15 protein-coding genes and 1 pseudogene are annotated in these 17802 nt (G+C 70.9%); 3 read left to right on the forward strand and 13 right to left on the reverse strand.

From position 1 onward, the window contains the following. The first annotated feature begins 130 nt into the window (after positions 1–130). Complete coding sequence (locus tag AB0I51_RS06740) at positions 131–388, forward strand: hypothetical protein (RefSeq protein WP_019066269.1); 258 nt, start codon at positions 131–133, stop codon at positions 386–388. A 68-nt stretch (positions 389–456) separates the two neighbouring features. Here AB0I51_RS06740 and AB0I51_RS06745 read toward each other — a convergent pair. The 10 genes and pseudogenes from AB0I51_RS06745 to infC form a co-directional block, all read right to left on the reverse strand. After that, positions 457–999 (reverse strand): annotated as a pseudogene (locus tag AB0I51_RS06745) (NUDIX hydrolase); the annotation flags it as partial. A gap of 82 nt (positions 1000–1081) precedes the next feature. Next, positions 1082–2422: a transcriptional regulator gene (locus AB0I51_RS06750; protein WP_362972144.1), complete on the reverse strand. Its 1341-nt coding sequence runs from the start codon at positions 2420–2422 to the stop codon at positions 1082–1084. A gap of 214 nt (positions 2423–2636) precedes the next feature. After that, complete coding sequence (locus AB0I51_RS06755; RefSeq protein ID WP_362972523.1) at positions 2637–3656, reverse strand: PP2C family protein-serine/threonine phosphatase; 1020 nt, start codon at positions 3654–3656, stop codon at positions 2637–2639. Between the two features lie 288 nt (positions 3657–3944). After that, a complete protein-coding gene (gene pheT / locus AB0I51_RS06760) occupies positions 3945–6449 on the reverse strand; it encodes a phenylalanine--tRNA ligase subunit beta (RefSeq protein ID WP_362972146.1) in 2505 nt (834 codons plus the stop codon). Continuing rightward, positions 6449–7600, reverse strand: coding sequence for a phenylalanine--tRNA ligase subunit alpha (pheS, locus tag AB0I51_RS06765; protein WP_362972148.1), 1152 nt, complete (start codon positions 7598–7600; stop codon positions 6449–6451). Before pheS ends, pheT begins: the two co-directional genes overlap by 1 nt. 155 nt (positions 7601–7755) lie before the next feature. Continuing rightward, positions 7756–8892 carry an ATP-binding protein gene (locus AB0I51_RS06770; protein WP_362972150.1) on the reverse strand — a complete coding sequence of 379 codons (1137 nt, stop codon included), beginning with the start codon at positions 8890–8892 and terminating at the stop codon, positions 7756–7758. Between the two features lie 56 nt (positions 8893–8948). Next, on the reverse strand, positions 8949–9797 hold the full coding sequence (locus tag AB0I51_RS06775; protein WP_362972152.1) for an RNA methyltransferase: 849 nt from the start codon (positions 9795–9797) through the stop codon (positions 8949–8951). Between the two features lie 167 nt (positions 9798–9964). Next, on the reverse strand, positions 9965–10348 hold the full coding sequence (gene rplT, locus AB0I51_RS06780) for a 50S ribosomal protein L20 (protein ID WP_019066261.1): 384 nt from the start codon (positions 10346–10348) through the stop codon (positions 9965–9967). Between the two features lie 102 nt (positions 10349–10450). Continuing rightward, on the reverse strand, positions 10451–10645 hold the full coding sequence (gene rpmI, locus AB0I51_RS06785) for a 50S ribosomal protein L35 (RefSeq protein WP_019065473.1): 195 nt from the start codon (positions 10643–10645) through the stop codon (positions 10451–10453). A gap of 107 nt (positions 10646–10752) precedes the next feature. Continuing rightward, positions 10753–11439: a translation initiation factor IF-3 gene (gene infC / locus AB0I51_RS06790; RefSeq protein WP_362972525.1), complete on the reverse strand. Its 687-nt coding sequence runs from the start codon at positions 11437–11439 to the stop codon at positions 10753–10755. Positions 11440–11802: 363 nt separating this feature from the next. On the opposite strand from infC, the gene AB0I51_RS06795 reads away from it, so the two are divergent. After that, on the forward strand, positions 11803–12174 hold the full coding sequence (locus AB0I51_RS06795) for a DUF1844 domain-containing protein (protein WP_362972155.1): 372 nt from the start codon (positions 11803–11805) through the stop codon (positions 12172–12174). A gap of 11 nt (positions 12175–12185) precedes the next feature. Here AB0I51_RS06795 and AB0I51_RS06800 read toward each other — a convergent pair whose 3' ends face one another. After that, positions 12186–12920 (reverse strand): SseB family protein, encoded by a 735-nt coding sequence (locus AB0I51_RS06800; RefSeq protein ID WP_362972157.1) that lies wholly within the window; start codon positions 12918–12920, stop codon positions 12186–12188. A gap of 150 nt (positions 12921–13070) precedes the next feature. Here AB0I51_RS06800 and AB0I51_RS06805 point away from each other — a divergent pair, with 150 nt between their 5' ends. Then, positions 13071–14063, forward strand: coding sequence for a serine hydrolase (locus AB0I51_RS06805; RefSeq protein WP_362972159.1), 993 nt, complete (start codon positions 13071–13073; stop codon positions 14061–14063). Between the two features lie 12 nt (positions 14064–14075). On the opposite strand, the gene mycP is transcribed toward AB0I51_RS06805, so the two are convergent. Both mycP and AB0I51_RS06815 read right to left on the reverse strand, forming a co-directional pair. Continuing rightward, positions 14076–15251 carry a type VII secretion-associated serine protease mycosin gene (gene mycP / locus AB0I51_RS06810; RefSeq protein ID WP_362972161.1) on the reverse strand — a complete coding sequence of 392 codons (1176 nt, stop codon included), beginning with the start codon at positions 15249–15251 and terminating at the stop codon, positions 14076–14078. Further along, entirely contained in the window at positions 15248–16069 is an 822-nt protein-coding gene (locus tag AB0I51_RS06815; protein WP_362972163.1) for a hypothetical protein, read from the reverse strand. Before AB0I51_RS06815 ends, mycP begins: the two co-directional genes overlap by 4 nt. Positions 16070–17802 lie beyond the last annotated feature (1733 nt).

Here is a 17802-nt window from a genome sequence, read left to right on the forward strand (position 1 = left end):
CGGCATTCACACACCGTGTGCGCGCCGGGCCCGCATATGCCGCTCGCACACTCTCCCCCGGTGTCCACCAGGCGAGTTGACTCTTCATGCGCATGCAAGGGATGTTCCGACTACGGAAAGGAGCGGACACGTGACCGCCGACCCCGAGCATCCCGTGGTACATGGAGAACTCGCAGAGTTACGCCGCCGCCTCGACGTCGCCTACGCGCGGGTCGAGGGAGGGCTGGCCCTGCTCAGCCATCGCACCGAGGAGACCGACAAGGAAGTGGATGATCTGAGCGCGCGCATCGTTGCACTGGAGCACACGCGGTGGCCGTTGCCGGCCATTGCCGCGCTGACCGCCGTGGGTGCGCTTGCCGTTACTGTCTGGCAGGCGCTGGGACGCTAGCGGTCGTAGGCCGGTCGATCGGCTGCGGGTTCGCTGCGGCTGGTCGCGCCGTTCCCCGCGCCCCTTCGGGGCGCTGCATCCTCCCCCAGCCTCAAGTGGTGCAACAGCAGTAACGCGGCCGCCATGTTGGCGGCCGGGACCTCCCCGCGGGCGACCATGTCGGGTACGAGTTTGAGCGGTACCCATTCCCGGCGGTCCGACTCGAAATCGTCCACGGGGTGTCCGGTGTACTCGCCCTCGTCGGCCCAGTAGATGTGGTGCCGGGCGTCCGTGAGCCCGTTGGACGGTTCCACGCTCATCAGGTGGTGCAGGGGCCCCGGCCGCCAGCCGGTCTCTTCCTCCAGTTCCCTGGCGGCCGCGAGCGCGATGTCCTCGCCGTCCTCGACGACGCCGGCCGCGAGCTCCCACCCCCAGCTGTCGGTGATGAAACGGTGCCGCCACAGGAGGAGTACTTCGTTCGCCTCGTTCACGACCGTCGCCACCGCCACCGGCCTCATCCGTATGAGGAAGTGGTCGAGGTGTCGGCCGTCGGGTAGTTCGACATCCGCGAGATTGACGCTGAACCAGCGGTTTGAGTACACAGTTTGTTCGTTCTGTTTCGTCCACTGCACGGTTCTGCCACCTTCCGTCGAGTAAGTGGCAATATCGCAGCAGGGACTGTGTTGTGGTCTACGGCGCTTTCGAGGGCACCTTCTACAGCGGTACGCGCAGTGCCCCGTCGATGAGTTCGGCCGCCTCGGCCGTACCCGCGCAGTCGCTGCGCACCAGGTACTCGCGCACCGCGCGGAGTCTGTCGCGCAGCCGCTGGGACTCCATCCCCCTGGCCTGCTCGGCCATCTGCACCGCCGTGGCCACCGCCTTGTCGGCGTTTCCCTGGCGCAGTTCGATCTGGCTGAGCATGGCGAGGCGGTGCACCCGGCCCCGGTCGTGCGCCGGAGTGTCCACGGCCGCGGTGGCGTGCTCCCCCGCCGCCGTCAGATCGCCGAGGCTGAGCAGCGCCTCCGCCACCTGGACGTTGACCAGGCCCGGCTGGACATAGCCGGTCTCGTCGGGTTCGTATCCGCGCCGGATGCGTTCGGCGGCCTGCTCGGCCCGCCTGATGCAGGACAGTGCGCTCGTGCCGTCGCCGAGGTGCGCGTACGCCTTCGCCTGCATCGCGTACAGGTCGGAGGCGAGCGCCGGGGTGATCTGCCGCCCCGCGGCCCGTAGCGCGGCCTCCGCGAAGGCGACGGCCTGGCGGAACTCCCGCATGAACAGCGACTGGTTGACGAGCAGCGCGATGACGTACGCGCCAAGTCCCCTGTCGTTGCTGGCCTTTGCAAGTCTGAGCGCCTGGTGGAAGTAGCGCTGGGCAAGTCCGTGCGCGTCGGAGTCGTAGGCGCAGATGCCCGCGATCGCCACCAACCCGCCGGTCGCGCGATGCAGTTGGCGGCCGGTGGCGTCGGTGTAGCTGCCGCGCAGCAGCGGGGCGGTCTCGGAGTTGAGGAAGCCGACGATGCGGGTGCGGGTCGCCACGCCGCCGGCCTTGCGGTACATCTGCTCGTAGTGGGCGCGGGCCGCGCGCAGCATCTCGATGTCGGCCATGCTGACCCGGTGCCGGCCGCCGCGCGAGACGTCCACGTCGTCTGGTGGGTTCTCCCACTCCCACACCGGCATCACGGCGGGGGTTCCGGTGACAGCGGGCGCCCCGAGGATGTGCGGGCGCTGCTGTTCGTCGGAGCGCCACAGGGCGGTGGCCCGCTCGACGAAGCCGGAGAGGGAGGTGCCGTGCGGGGTGGAGGGTTCGCCGGGTACGCCGAGACCGATGTCGTCGAGCGTGACAGGCCTGTGCAGGCGGGTCGCGAGCACCTCGCAGATCAGGTCGGGAACCTGGCCTCGGGGCCGCTGGCCCTTCAACCACCTTGCCACGGCTGTGTGTTCGTACCGGAGTGCGAGGCCTCGGGCCCGGCCCTCCTGATTCACATGTGCGGCGAGTCCCGCGTGCGAGATGCCCGCCTCGTCCAGGATGGCGTCGAGAAGTGTGTTGGGCTGCATGGATGGCCCCCCGGTGACTCGGTGCGGACAGAGTAGTGCGGTTGGGTTCACACGGGGTGTGAACGGAGTGCGTGGATCCGGGGTGTGTGCGCGCTGTTGCGGAGAGTTTCCAACCGGTTGACTGGATTGCCTCGCAAGAGGCCGGCCGGGCCGCCGGCTCCCCCTCGTAAGTGCGGCGGCCCGGCTTTGCGTTGCACTGGGCAACGCGGGGTCACTATCGGTGGTTTGTCGGCTGCGGGCGCGTTGTGGCTGGTAGCGCAGTTCCCCGCGTCCCTTGGTGGGGACACGCCGGCTTGCGGTCATTGCGGAGGACGAGTATCGCCACGTCGTCCGTCGGGGTGCCTCCTGTGTGACTCAGGAGGGCCGTGAAGACCGAGCCCAGTACCGACTGCGGTACCGGGAGCGGGTGTTGACCCACCACCTCTGCCAGCGCATCCACCAGCGGGAAGAAACGGCCCCGCGCGTCACGGGCGTCCTCCGCTCCGTCCGTGTACAGGAACAGCGCCTCGCCCGGCAGGAGTTGGCCGCAGCAGACGGACGGCAACTCAGTCGGTAGCGGGAACGGGCCGAGGGGCGGAAGGGGGTCCGCCCGGACGAGCGGTTCGACACCCGTGCCGCTCAGCAGGTACGGCCACGGGTGACCGCAATTCAGCCCCCGCACCTCGCCGTCCCTGCCGATCTCCAGCAGCAGTACCGTGACGAACTCCTCGGCCACCGGACCGTCGGGGTCGGGCGCGCCCGACGCGGGGTGTTCCGATCGGGCGCGTTCGCGCAGGTGGCGGGCGAGCGCGCGGTCGAGGCGGCGCAGGACGCCCTCCAGGTCGGGTTCGTCGTGGGCGGCCTCGCGGAAGCTGCCGAGGACCGCGGCGACCGTGCCGATCGCGGCGATGCCGTGGCCGCGTACGTCACCCATCACGACCCGGACGCCGTGCTCGGTGGCGATCACCTCGTAGAGGTCGCCGCCCACCACCGCGCCGCGCTCGGCGGAGAGCTGGGCGGCGGCGATGTGCAGGCCGTCGAGGCGGGGTGGCAGTGGGCGGAGCAGCGCGTTCTGGGCGGCGCCCGCGATCTGGCGGATCTGGCGGAGTTCGCGCAACAGGGAGCGGCGGACCTGGACGATGAGACCGGTGCCGACCGCGAAGAACACCGCGCTGGTGACGATGCGGGCGCCCAGGCCGGTCTGCTGGGCGAGCGGGCAGGTGAGTTTGTAGGTGATCGCTATGGCGCCCCACATCGTGGGCAGCCCCAGAGTGAGCGCCCGGCGCAGTGGACGGCGGGCTCGCGGCCTCGGGCGCGGCCTGCGGGGTACCCCAGCCTTGATGCGGATCATGCCTGTGGCCCCCCAAATAGGCCCCGACAGCGCAATCGGACCGACCCCGAAAGGCCGGTCCGATTCTGTCGACCGCATGCCCCGATCGGGCCAGATCGCCCGAACTTCTCACCCGAACGAGTGAGGTGACATGAGACAGGTGCATTTATGCAGGTAGGGGCCGTTCCGATACGGAATCGGCCCCTCCAGCGATCAGCCTCTCAGTACGGCTCCCGTACGCTCGGCGGCCAGTGCCACCGCCGCGTCCCTGGCCGCCGACGCCTCGTCGACGGTCAGCGTCCGGTCAGCCGCGCGGAACCGCAGTGCGTAGGCGAGGGACTTCTTGCCCTCGCCCAGCTGCGCGGCGTTGTCGTAGACGTCGAACAGCCGGATGGACTCCAGCAGTTCACCGGCCCCCTCGCGCAGCGCCGCCTCGACGTCCGCGTGCGGGACCGAGGCGTCGACGACCAGGGCGACATCCTGGGTGGCGACCGGGAATGTGGAGATCTTCGGGCCCTTGGGGACGCCCGACGACGCCGACTCCAGGACGTCCAGGTCCAGTTCCATCGCACTGGTGCGCGCGGGCAGACCCAGGGTCTTCAGCACACCGGGGTGCAACTCACCGGCGTACCCGATGACTTGCTCGACTCCCTCGACGACGACGGCGAGTTCGGCGCAGCGGCCGGGGTGCCAGGGACCGTACTGGCCCTTGCGGACGATGAGTTCCGTACCGGCCTCACGCGCGAGCACCCGCGCCGACTCGACCGCGTCGGCCCAGTCGGACGGGCGGCCCTTGCCCCACCAGCCGGCCTGCTCGCGGGCGCCCGCGAGGACGACGGCGGCATGCCGGGGCTGGAGCGGGAGCGCCTCGGTGAGGGAGGCGATCTCCTCGTCGGTCGGACGCCGGTCGACGGGGAGTCGTACGGCGATCTTCAGCTCTTCGCGCGGGTGGAAGACCAGACCCGTCTCGAAGAGCGCGAGGTCGTGGGAGCCGCGACCGTCATTGCGCCGCAACGCACCCAGCAGGCCCGGCAGCAGCGTCGTGCGCAGTGCGGGCTCCTCGTCGGAGAGCGGGTTGACCAGCTTGACGACCTTGCGGTTCGGGTCGTCGGCGGCCAGGCCGAACTGGTCGAAGACGTGCTCGCCGACGAACGGGTAGTTCGGCGCCTCGACGTAGCCGGCACCGGCCAGCGCGCGGCCGACGCGGCGGTGGAGGCGCTGGCGGTCGGTGAGGCCCCGGCCCGCGGGGGGCTTGGGGAGCGTGGAGGGCAGGTTCTCGTAGCCCTCCAGGCGGATGACCTCTTCGGCCAGGTCGTTCGGGTCGGTGAGGTCGGGGCGCCAGGACGGGACGGTGACGATCAGCTCGTCCTGCCCGTACACGTCGCAGCCGACCTCCTGGAGACGGCGTACGACGGTCTCGCGGCCGTAGTCGACGCCCGCCACCTTGTCCGGGTGGTTGGCCGGGATGGTGATGGTGTGGGGCGCCGACGGGGCGATGACCTCGGTGACGCCCGCGTCCGCCGTGCCACCCGCGAGGAGGACCAGGAGGTCGACCGTGCGCTGGGCCGCGGCGGAGGATGCCTGCGGGTCGACGCCGCGCTCGAAGCGCCGGGACGCCTCGGAGGCCAGCTTGTGGCGGCGGGCCGTGCGCGAGATGGAGAGCGCGTCGAAGTGGGCGGCCTCGACGACGACCTCGGTGGTGGTGCCCTCGGTGTCGTCGATCTCGGTGTTGGCGCCGCCCATCACGCCCGCGAGGCCGATGGGGCCGCGGTCGTCGGTGATCACCAGGTCCTCGGCGTCCAGCGTGCGCGTGACGCCGTCCAGGGTGGTCAGCTTCTCGCCCTGCTCGGCCCGGCGCACGCCGATCGGTCCCTGGACGCGGGAGCGGTCGTAGGCGTGCAGGGGCTGACCGAGCTCCAGCATCACGTAGTTGGTGATGTCGACGGCGAGCGAGATCGGGCGCATGCCCGCCTTCTGAAGACGGCGGGTCAGCCAGAGCGGGGAGCGGGCCTCGGGGTCGAGGCCGGTCACCGTGCGGGCGGTGAAGCGGTCGCAGCCGAGCGGCTCGGAGACCTGGACCGGGTAGCCGAACGCGTTCGGCCCGGGTACGTCGAGCAGGGCCGGGTCGCTCAGCGGGAGGCCGTAGGCGATGGCGGTCTCGCGGGCGACGCCGCGGATCGACAGGGCGTAGCCGCGGTCGGGTGTGACGGCGATGTCGAGGACCTCGTCGACGAGCTGGAGGAGCTCGATCGCGTCGGTGCCGACCTCGTGCTCGGGCGGCAGGACGATGATGCCCTTGGTGCCGTCGTCGCCCATGCCCAGCTCGTCGCTGGAGCAGATCATGCCGTGCGAGGTCCTGCCGTACGTCTTGCGCGCGGCGATCGCGAAGCCGCCGGGCAGCTCCGCGCCGGGGAGGACCACGACGACCTTGTCGCCGACGGCGAAGTTGCGGGCGCCGCAGACGATCTCCTGGGGCTCACCGGTGCCGTTGGCCTGGCCGACGTCGACCGTGCAGAAGCGGATGGGCTTCTTGAAGCCCTCCAGCTCCTCGATGGTGAGGACCTTGCCGACGACGAGCGGGCCCTTGAGGCCGTCGCCGAGCTGCTCGACGGTCTCGACCTCAAGACCGACGGAAATGAGCTTGGCCTGGACGTCGCGGCCGGTCTCCGTCGCCGGCAGGTCGACGTACTCCCGCAGCCAAGAAAGCGGGACCCGCATCAGATCTCCATCCCGAACGGCCGGGTGAACCGGACGTCACCCTCGACCATGTCTCGCATGTCTTCGACGTTGTGGCGGAACATCAGCATCCGCTCGATGCCGAACCCGAAGGCGAATCCGCTGTACTTCTCCGGGTCCACCCCGCAGGCGACGAGGACGCGGGGGTTGACCATGCCGCAGCCGCCCAGCTCGATCCAGCCCTCGGAGGAGCAGGTACGGCAGGGGCGGTCGGGGTTGCCGACGGACTCGCCCTTGCAGACGTAGCAGAGCATGTCCATCTCGGCGGACGGCTCGGTGAAGGGGAAGTAGTTCGGCCGCAGCCGGGTCTTCATCTCCGCGCCGAAGAGGGACTGGACCATGTGGTCCAGGGTGCCCTTGAGGTCGGCCATGGTCAGTCCCTCGTCGATGGCGAGGAGCTCGATCTGGTGGAAGACCGGGGTGTGCGTGGCGTCCAGCTCGTCCGTGCGGTACACGCGGCCGGGGCACACGATGTAGACCGGCGCCTCGCGGTCCAGCATGGCGCGGGCCTGCACGGGCGAGGTGTGGGTGCGCAGCACGACACCGGACTCGTCGCCCGAGCCCGCGGCGGAGCCGCTATCAGATGCAGCCTTGGGACCCTGGACGAAGAAGGTGTCCTGCATCTGCCGGGCCGGGTGGTCCGGGGTGAAGTTCAGGGCGTCGAAGTTGAACCACTCCGCCTCGACCTCGGGGCCCTCGGCGATCTCGTATCCCATGGACACGAAGACGTCCGCGACCCGCTCCATGAACGTGGTCAGCGGGTGCCGGGCGCCTGCCGGGACGCGGTCGTACGGCAGCGTGACGTCCACCGCCTCCTCGACCAGGACGCGGGCGTCGCGGTCGGCCTCCAGCTCGGCCTGGCGGGCGGCGAGGGCCTTGTTCACCGCGCCCCGGGCCTGCCCGACGAGCTTGCCGGCCGCGGCCTTGGCCTGCGGGGGCAGCGCGCCGATCTCGCGGTTGGCGAGGGCGAGCGGGGAGGTGCCGCCGGTGTGGGCGACCTTGGCCTCCTGGAGCGCGTCGAGATCGCCGGCGGCGGCGAAGGCGGCGAGCGCCTCGTCCCGCATGCGCTCGATCTCTTCCGGTTTCAAGGCCTCGACCTCTACAGGGTCGTACGACTTATTCGGTGCCGACATCTCTTCCCGTGCTTCCGGTTGGCTGGCGGATGGTCCCCGTCCCGACTCGACTCGGGGGACGCGTCGTCGTCCCTGAAACGGGGACGCAAAGGTGCCAAAGGCCGAGTCTAACGGGGGTGAGGCAGGTGACCGCGCCCGTGGGGCCTCGTCGGCGGTTACTGAAGGTACGCCGGGGTGCCCACGGGCAACATAAATCGGAACTCGGCGCCGCCGCCGGGGGCCCGGCCGACCGTGATGGTGCCGCCGTGGGCTTCGACGATGCCCTTGACGATGTACAGACCGAGTCCGGTGCCGCCGCGCTTGCTGCCCCGCCAGAAACGGGTGAAGACGCGGTTCATGGACTCCTCCGGGATGCCTGGGCCCTCGTCGCTGACCGTCACCGATGTGCCGGTTTCCTCCCCCTCGCGGGGGGACGGCGAGGCCGTGACGTCGATAGTGACGGTTCCCTCGCCGTGGCGCACCGCATTTTCCAGCAGGTTGCTCAGCACCTGGTCGACCTTGTCGGGGTCGGCCCACAGGTCGGGCAGCGGCTGTTCGACGCGGAGCATGAACCGGTCGGCGGGCTGGCCGGCGGCGACGTACGCCTGGATGTGGCGGCCGACGGCCGCGCCGATGTCGACGGGCTGGCGGCGCAGTTCGAGCCGCCCGGAGTCGATGCGGGAGATGTCGAGCAGCTCGGCGATGAGCCGGGTGACGCGGTCGGCGTCGGCGTCGACGGTCTCCAGCATCAGCCGCTTCTGGTCGTCGGTGAAGCGTTCCCACTTGGCAAGCAGGGTCGCGGTGAAGCCCTTGACCGAGGTGAGCGGGGAACGCAGTTCGTGGGCGACGGTGGCGATCAGCTCGGCGTGGCTGCGCTCGGTGCGGCGGCGCGCCTCGGTGTCCCGCAGGGAGACGACGACACGGCGGACCGGACCGAGAGGTTCCGCACGGACATAGCGAGCCGTGACCAGCACCTCGTGGCCGCCCGGTAGCAGCAGATTCCGCTCCGGCTGTCGCACCCGGATGGCCAACCCCTCATAGGGTTCGGTCAGTTGCCACCAGCGGCGGCCCTCCAGGTCCTCTAAGGGGAGGGCCTTCTCCAGCCGCTGTCCGAGGGCGTCGGCGGCGCGGACGGAGGTGATGCGCTCGGCGGCGGCGTTGAAGCAGATGACCTGACCGTGCTCGTCGGCGACGACCAGTCCGTCGGCCAGTTGATCGGGGTCGATGCCGAGGCCGGTGAGGTCGTCGTGCCGGGCCGCGGACGGCCGGGGCACGCCCCGTGCTCCCGGCGCGCTGCTCGTGCCGACAGTCATCCCCGTACCCCACCTCTTCTCATACGGCGCAGGTGGCCCCCGAGCTGGTCACCCTACTAGCTGTCGGTGACGGAGCGGCACCCTCCGGAGCCGCGCTGTGCACGGGCAGACGCATACAGACATACGGCGGCGGCGGTGGCCAGGTTCAGGCTTTCGGCCTTCCCGTGGATCGGAACCCGCACGACGGCGTCCGCGAGTGCGCGGGTCTCCTCCGGAAGCCCCCAGGCTTCGTTCCCGAACACCCAGGCGGTGGGCCCGCCCATGGTCCCCTGGTCCAGCTCGTCGTCGAGGTCGTCGGTCCCGGCCCCGTCGGCGGCGAGGATCCGCACCCCGATCTCCTTGAGCCCGGCCACGGCCTGCTCGACGGGCACTCCGACGGCGACGGGCAGATGGAACAGGGAGCCCACGGAGGCCCGTACGGCCTTGGGGTTGTAGAGATCGACAGAAGCATCGGTCAGTACGACGGCCTCGGCACCGGCGGCGTCGGCGCAGCGCAGGACGGTGCCCGCGTTCCCGGGATCACGCACGTTGGCGAGCACGGCGACGAGCTTGGGCCGGCCCCTCAGGATCTCCTCGAACGGGGTGTCGAGGAACCGGCAGACCCCGACGAGCCCCTGCGGGGTGACGGTGGTCGAGATGTCGGCGATGACCTGCTCATCGGCAAGATGCACCCGGGCACCGGCGTCACGGGCCTCGCTGATGATGTCCGCGTAGCGCTCTGCGGCTTCAACGGTCGCGAACAACTCGGCGAGCGTGTCCTTGTACCCGGCGGCCTCCCGCACGGCCTGCGGCCCCTCGGCCAGGAACAGCCGCTCCTTGCTCCGAAAGTTCCGGCGCGCGAGCCGCCGGGCGGCGGAGACGCGAGAGGAACGGGGAGAAATGAGCTCGGGACCGTGAGGGGACATTCTCTGCTTCACCTTCAAATCTCTGGGCGCCCGGGTTTCTTCAGGGGCACGGGGAACTGCGCGACCAGCCCCCACCGGCCCGCACCCGAACAACTACCGGAGCTGACACCAAAGAACCCGCAGGCCTGAAAACCTGCGGGTCCTTCAACTCACGGCAAAAGCCGGCGTCACGCGGCCTTGGGCGCGTTGACGTCGCTCGGCAGCGCCTTCTGGGCGACCTCGACCAGCGCGGCGAACGCACCGGCGTCGTTGACGGCCAGCTCGGCGAGGATCTTGCGGTCGACCTCGATGTTGGCCGCGTTCAGACCCTGGATGAAGCGGTTGTAGGTGATGCCGTTGGCGCGGGCAGCGGCGTTGATGCGCTGGATCCACAGCCGACGGAAGTCACCCTTGCGCTTCTTGCGGTCGTTGTAGTTGTAGACCAGCGAGTGGGTGACCTGCTCCTTGGCCTTGCGGTACAGGCGCGAACGCTGACCGCGGTAGCCGGAGGCGGCTTCGAGGATCGCCCGGCGCTTCTTGTGGGCGTTGACTGCCCGCTTGACGCGTGCCACTTGTTTAACTCCTTGTAGCGGGGCCGCGGTTGGACTCACACGGCCCGGAATCGATGGGGTCCCGGTCCAGACGTACGGCGCTCGGCGGGAGCGCCGCGTACGTCACTTGCCGAGAAGCTTCTTGATCTTCTTGGCGTCGCCCGGGGCCATCTCGGCGTTGCCGGTGAGGCGACGCGTCACGCGGGACGACTTGTGCTCGAGCAGGTGGCGCTTGCCGGCGCGCTCGCGGAGCACCTTGCCGGAGCCGGTGATCTTGAAGCGCTTACTGGCACCGCTGTGCGACTTGTTCTTCGGCATAGCGCCGTTATCTCCTCGTCGGTGGCGCTCCGATGCCCGGTCGTGAAACCGGGCACGGTGGAGCGTCGCTCTTGTATCGGTTACATCCCTGGACTGACGTCCGGGGATCAGGCGTCGGCGGAAGCCTCGGCCGGGGCCTCGACCTCGTCGACGATGTCCTCGCCGGCGCCGTTCTCGTCCTCGACGTCGGACTCCGCGGCGTTCTGCGACTTGCCCGGGTTGGCCTTCGCTTCCGCCTTGCGGGCGGCCTGGGCCTCGCGGGCCTCGGCCATCGCCTCGGTCTTCTTCTTGTGCGGGCCGAGAACCATGATCATGTTTCGGCCGTCCTGCTTCGGGTTCGACTCGACGAACCCGAGGTCCTCGACGTCCGAAGCGAGACGCTGCAGCAGTCGGTAGCCCAACTCGGGCCTGGACTGCTCGCGACCGCGGAACATGATCGTGATCTTGACCTTGTCGCCCTGCTTGAGGAACCGGACGACGTGACCCTTTTTGGTGTCGTAGTCGTGCGGGTCGATCTTCGGCCGGAGCTTCATTTCCTTGATGACCGTGTGCGCCTGGTTCTTGCGCGCCTCACGGGCCTTCATGGCCGACTCGTACTTGAACTTCCCGTAGTCCATGAGCTTGCACACGGGCGGACGGGCGTTCGCCGCGACCTCGACCAGGTCCAGGTCGTATTCCTGCGCAAGCTCCAGGGCCTTAGCAAGCGGCACGATGCCGACCTGCTCGCCACTGGGACCGACCAGTCGCACCTCGGGAACGCGAATCCGGTCGTTGATGCGGGGTTCGGCGCTGATGGATCCTCCTCGGTTAGCACCACACGGCCATCTGGCGGACGGCCGCGTTTGTCTCGACAGACAGACCTAACCGCGCCGAAGCACAAAAAATGCCCCGGACGATCACAAGACGGGGCTCCAAAGCACTGCCGGAGCACCGCCGCGATGATCGCGGGGCGCGCTTTCGGGCGACTCCATCGTCCGTACGGAACGATGGCAACCGCCTGACCGGGGTGACCCGCCGTCCGTGAGGACAGTCAGGTGGGAGATCGGAGCCTCCACTTGTTGGCCGGGCACACGAGTACCTGGCCGGTCATCACACAAGGTTAGCAGCAACCCGGGGGTGGTGCGAACCGTCGTACACCGGGCCCTATCGTGTGGGGCATGAGTGACACGCCCCCCGAGTCCGCGAATCCCGACTCCCCCGACTTCGACGCCCTGACCCGCGACATCGCGGAGGTCCCGGCGGTCGAGGTGATCGTGACGGTCGCCGTCAATCTGATGAGCGCCGCCGCCGTGAAGCTCGGTCTGACCGACGAGGGCGACAAGTACAAGGACCTGGACGAGGCCCGCAAGCTGGTCACCGCCCTGGCCGGGCTCCTCGACGCGAGCGCGACCGAGATCAGTTCCTTCCACGCGGCCCCGCTGCGCGACGGCCTGAAGTCGCTCCAGCTGGCGTTCCGCGAGGCCTCCCTGGTCCGCGACGAGCCGGGCCAGGGCCCGGGCGAGAAGTACACGGGCCCGGTCTACGGCTAACGGCTAGCAGCTCACCCCATACGTACGTACAGGGGCTCGCCCGGAGGCGTCGCCCCGGCCGGCAGCACTGCCAGGTCGAGGCCGTGCACCAGGCGGGCCCTCAGCGTCTCCTCGGCCGCGAGCCGGCGTGCGACCGCGTGGATGCCGGCGGCGTGCGGCACTGCGGGCTCGAAGACCAGGGCGAGGGTGCCGTCGCCCCCGCCGGGGCCGAGGTAGGCCCGAAGTACCGCGCGCACGTCGGTGAGCGCGGCGCCCACCGCCGCCGCGACCGCGGGATCGGTGAGCGGGTCCACGCTGGTACGCCCCTCGGCGAGGGCCAGCAGCGCGGGTCCCGACAGCTCGAAGGACACCGGCCCCGCCATGTCCAGCACCACCGTGTCCGCCTTCTCGTGCGCGGCGGCCTGCAGCGCCTGGTGCAACGGTACGGCCACGGGGCGCGCCGCCGGGTCCCAGCGGGCCAGCGAGTCGCTGGAGGTGAAGGCGGGCAGCGCGGTGCGACCGCCGGCCTTCAGGGTGGGGACGGCCATGTCGCTGGTCTTCTCGCGGCGCAGCCCGTTCTCGTCCACCTCGACCTCGCCGAGCACGGCCACCACGGGCACGAGCAGCCGGGCTCCCTTGAGGGCCGCCAGGACGGGATCCACGGCGGTGCGGTCCTCGGCCCAGGCGGCGAGCGCCGCGCTCAGTGCGGGATCGGCCGAGCCGTCGTCGTCGGAGTAGCCGGAGTCGGGAATGTTCTTGTTCGCCACGGTGACCGACCCTATCGGGGGGATACTGCTGGGCTTGTGCGGGTCCCGAAACGCAGGGGACACAGCTTTCACACCTTTCTCAGACACCGTTGACAGACATCTAACTTTCGTCTCACGGTTCGCACAGTCGCCCCCTCCACGATCGCGGGCATGGAGTCTTCCAGAGCCGCCCGCCGAAACCACCGCGCGCGTCCCTCCCGGCGCCGTCCGCTCCTCTACACCGCCCTCGCCACCGTGGCGGTCGTGGGCGGTACGGCGGCCGGAACCGTGTACGTGAAGGCGCAGGCTCACTCCGGCCCCGTATCGTCGGCGACGGCGCCGTCCGCCTCGGCGTCGGCATCGGGCAGCGGGGAGGCGACGGTGGAACCGGTGACACGGCCGACGGTGGACTACGACGCGCTGCTGGCCAAGGCCATGAGGGCGGTGACCCCGGCGGGCGACCAGAAGGTGTCCGTGGCCGTCCTCGACATGGACTCCGGCGAGAGCGCCGCGTACGGCAGCACGGCCTACGACACGGCGAGCATCGTCAAGGTCGACATCCTGGCGACACTGCTGCTCCAGGCGCAGGACGCGGGGCGGCAGCTGACCGCGACGGAGAAGTCGTACGCCACCACGATGATCGAGAACAGCGACAACGACTCCGCGACGGCGCTGTGGAACATGATCGGCACGGCGGACGGGCTCGACGCGGCCAACAAGACGTTCGGGCTGACCGGCACCACGGGTGGCGACGGCCCGCTCTGGGGGCTGACCCAGACCACGGCGGCGGATCAACTCACCCTGCTCCAGCAGGTGTTCGGGGACGACTCCAAGCTGAGCTCGGCCTCGAAGACGTACATCCAGGAGTTGATGGGGGAGATAGAGGCCGACCAGCAGTGGGGGGTGTCGGCGGCGGCCGACGGCTCCAGGTGGAAGCTGAAGAACGGCTGGCTGGCGCGGAGCGCGACCGGGCTGTGGGACGTCAACAGCATCGGGCGGGTGACGGCCGCGGACGGGCACGTGTACCTGATCGCGGTGCTGTCGAAGGGCAGCACGACGCAGAACAAGGGGATCACCCTGATCGAGGCGGCGGCGAAGGCGGGGGTCGCCGCGTTCGCGGCGAGCGACTCCTCTACGTCGGCTTCCGCGTCCGTCACCGACTGACTCCCGCAGGCTCTAGAAACCCTCGGGCCGTTTGCGTCGGCCACGCCACAGGACGACCGCCGCGACGAGCAGGACCCCGCCGGCGCCGCCCGCGAGGGGGCCCGCCCAGTCGGAGGTGCGGCTGTCGGTCTTGGCGGGATCCGGGCCCGCGCCGAAGTACTTCTTGCCGTAGGCGGCGGCGTGCAGGCTCGTCTGCTTGAGGGCCGCGGCGGCCTTGATCGCGGCGGCGGGGTCGATGAAACCGAAGCCGCGGGAGTCGTCCCGGCCGCCGACCGGGGGGTTGCGGGCGGTGTCTTCGAGGAGCTTCTTGATCTGGGCCGGGGTCAGCCCCGGGTGGGCCGCCTTGATGAGCGCCACCGCACCCGAAACGAAGGCGGACGCGGCGCTGGTCCCCCAGCCCTCGTAGTACTTGTGGTCGGGGTCGGCGATGACGACGTTGACACCGGGCGCGCTGACCGTGGCGTACCAGCGGCGGGTGGAGAAGGAGGCGCGGGTGCCGTAGCGGTCCACGGCGGTCGCGGCGATCACACCCGGGTAGGCGGCCGGGTAGGAGACGTGGTCGCCCTTCTCGCCGCCGTTGCCCGCGGAGGCCACGACGGCGACCCCTTTCTTCAGGGCGTACTGCACGGCCTCGTCCTCGGCGGGCTCGGGGTGCGCGGAGGCGGAGTCGTCGCCGAGCGAGAGGTTGATGACGTCGGCGCCGTGGTCGGCGGCCCAACGGATGCCGTCCGCAAGGGCGTTGCCACGGGTGGTGCGGGCCTTGCCGCGCGCGGGGTCGCCGTCTTCGAGGATCACGCGGACCGGCAGGATCTTCGCCTCCGGGGCGACGCCCATGACGCCGTCCTCGTCCCCGGGACCATGTCCGTGCCCGGCGATGATGCCGGCCATGGCGGTGCCGTGGCGGGCCCAGGCCCGGTCGCCCGGCTGCGCCCCGAAGCCGACCATGTCCTTGCCGGTGAGGACGTTGCCGACGAGGTCGGGGTGGTCGGCCTCCACGCCGGTGTCGAGGACGGCGACGGTGATGCCCTTGCCCTTGGTGGTCTGCCAGACCTCCTGGGTGTGCATGGCGTCCAGGGCCCATTCCTGGGCGCGTATGCCGTCGGCGTGCGCGACGGTGGACGGGACGAGGGCGAGGGAGGCGGCCAGGAAGGCGCTCACCAGCCCGGCGCGGCGGGACATGACGCTCATGAGTTCCCCTCCGAGGCCTTCGAGCTCGCCGCGGTCCCCGACGTCTTGGACGTCTCCGAGGCCGGGGTCCCGGAAGGTGAGTCGACGGTCTTGCGCAGGCTCCGCTCCACGCGGTCCGCGAGCCCCTGCGCCTCGTTGCCGAGACCCGACTGCGAGGGGGCCGTGGTGGATCCGGAGGTGACGGCTTCGTCTGCGGGTTCGGGCGCCTCGACGGTACGGCCGTCCGCCCAGCCGGAGACGGCGTAGACGACGACGGGCGCGTCGGTGAGGACGGAGACGGTCCAGGAGGCCCGCTGCTTGTCGCCGAAGGCTGCGGCGACAGTGCCCTTGGGGGCGTACGGGCGGGGCAGGAGGTCCGTCCGGTCGCCGAGCTTCTCGTTCTTGAACCGGGTGGACAGCGAGGTCATCGCGGCGATGTCGCCCTTGGTGAAGAGGAGGCCGACCGTCGTGACATAGCTCTGGGTGGCGTCGGTGTAGGTGGCGCGCAGGAGGCGTTGGCAGCCGACCGGGGCGAGCACCCTGCCCAGCAACGGGTCGAAGGCGCCCGTGCAGCCGGTGTCCGGGGCCACGGCGATCCGGGTCCAGGTGCGGTCGGCGCCGCCGGGGCCCGCGCCCTGGCCCTGCACGGTGGGCGGGAACAGCTGGTCGACGGGCACGCTGTGCCACAACTGTCCGGCGGCGGCGAAGGTGCTCGCACCGTCGTCGGCACCGTCGTCGCCGGTGAGCCAACTCCCGGTCACCGCACCGCCGATGAGACCGAGACCGAGCACGACACAGGCGGCGACGGCGGCGGTACGAGACCGTATCCGCGACCTCAACGGCCGCGGCCGCACCCGCTCGTCATACCCCTCGGGCTCCCCGAACGACACAACCGGCCGCCCGCCGACGGGAGTTGCGGGCGCACTCCAGGAAAAGGCGGGATCGGGAACGGGGTTGCCCCCGGGCCGCGGCATTTCGGACGCGGGGCGGACGGGGGTGCCAGGGGCGGCGGGCGACCAGGCGCTGCTGCCGGTGTCGTCGGGGACGGGGGTGGGCTGAACCGGGGTAGCGGGAGCGGCAGATACCCAAGGGGCGGTGCCGGGGGTGTCGTCGGTGGCCCGAACCGGGTTGCCGGGAACGGCAGTTGACCAGGAGCCAGTGCCGGATGAGTCTTCGGCCGGCCGAACCGGCTTACTGGGAGCGGCCGGTGACCAGGGGCCGGTGCCGATGCCGGTGCCTTCGGTGGTTGGCGCGGAACCCTGCGGGGCGGACACGGAGGAGCCGGAGCCAGGCGCCGTGGGTCCGGCGGGAGGGGCATCGGCGGGCCGGGGCCCGACAGTTCCGGTACCGGAGGAGGGATACGGCGCACCGGCACCGGAAGGCGACCACACACCCCGCGCGGGCGCACCCTCAACAGGATCCGTGAACGATTCACCCCGCCAAGGAGCGCCGGGTGGCGGCGGCCTCAGCCGAGAGTCGGTCTCCGACGGTTCCTCGGGAGCGACAGCCGGACGCGACGGAGGTGCCGCCGGCCGGGCAGGGGTCTCACGTTGCCCGTCGGCCGTCGACGGCGAGGTCTCGGTCTCGGGGCGCGACGAGTCGGCGGGGCCGGGAGACGTCACGGGGCGGGGCGGGACACCCGAACTGGGAGACGTCACCGGCCGGGAGGGGTCCTGGACTGGTCGGTCGGACGACTGACGCGGAGCCTCACCAGCAGACCGGGGCGGAACACCAGAACTGGCGGGCGCCGCTGACCTGGGCGGGTCCTGGAGCGGTCGGTCGGACGACTGACGTGGAGCCGCGCTCGCAGGACGCGGCGGAACAGCGGAACCCGGAGGCGTCGCCGGGCGGGTGGGGTCCTGGCGCGATCGGTCACGGGGCTCGCGCGGAACCTCACCAGCGGGCCGGGGCGGCACGGTAGAGCCGGGAGCAGTCGCCGGCCGGGCTGGTTCCTGGCGCGGTCGCTCAGGGGTCCCGCGCGGAGCCTCGGTCGCAGGGCGCGGTGGGACAGCCGGCCCAGCAGGCGCGACCGGGCGAGACGGCTCCTGGCGCGATCGGTCGGAGGACCGAAGTGGAGCCTCGCCCGCAGGGTGGAGCGGGACAGCGGAACTGGGAGGCGTCGCCGGGCGAGTGGGGTCCTGGCGCGGTCGCTCAGGGGTCCCGCGCGGAGCCTCGGTCGCAGGGCGCGGTGGGACAGCCGGGCGCGGCGGGGTGTCGGAGGCTGTCGGCGGGGTCGGGCGGAGGGGGGTGCTCGTCTCCGGTCCCGCTTTCCGGGGTGCTTCGGCGGCGGCCGTCGTTGCCGTGGGCCGGTGGGGTGGCCGGGGCGGGACGGTACCGGGTCGTTCGGGGTTCGCGCGGCGCGGGTCGGTCGCGGATGCCGGCGGTGTGTCCGGGAAACGTGCCGAGGCCGGCGGCGGAGGCGGGCTCACCGTCTCGGCGGCGAAGGGCGAGAAGGGCCGAAGACCGGGGAAGCGCGGCCGGGTGTCGGATGAGCCTGCTGCCGACGCGCCAACGGAGCCTGAACCGGCTCCAGTTCGAGTTCCGGCTCCGGAGCCGGCTTCGGACCGCGCCC

The organism is Streptomyces sp. NPDC050549, assembly GCF_040655035.1.
Classification (GTDB): domain Bacteria; phylum Actinomycetota; class Actinomycetes; order Streptomycetales; family Streptomycetaceae; genus Streptomyces.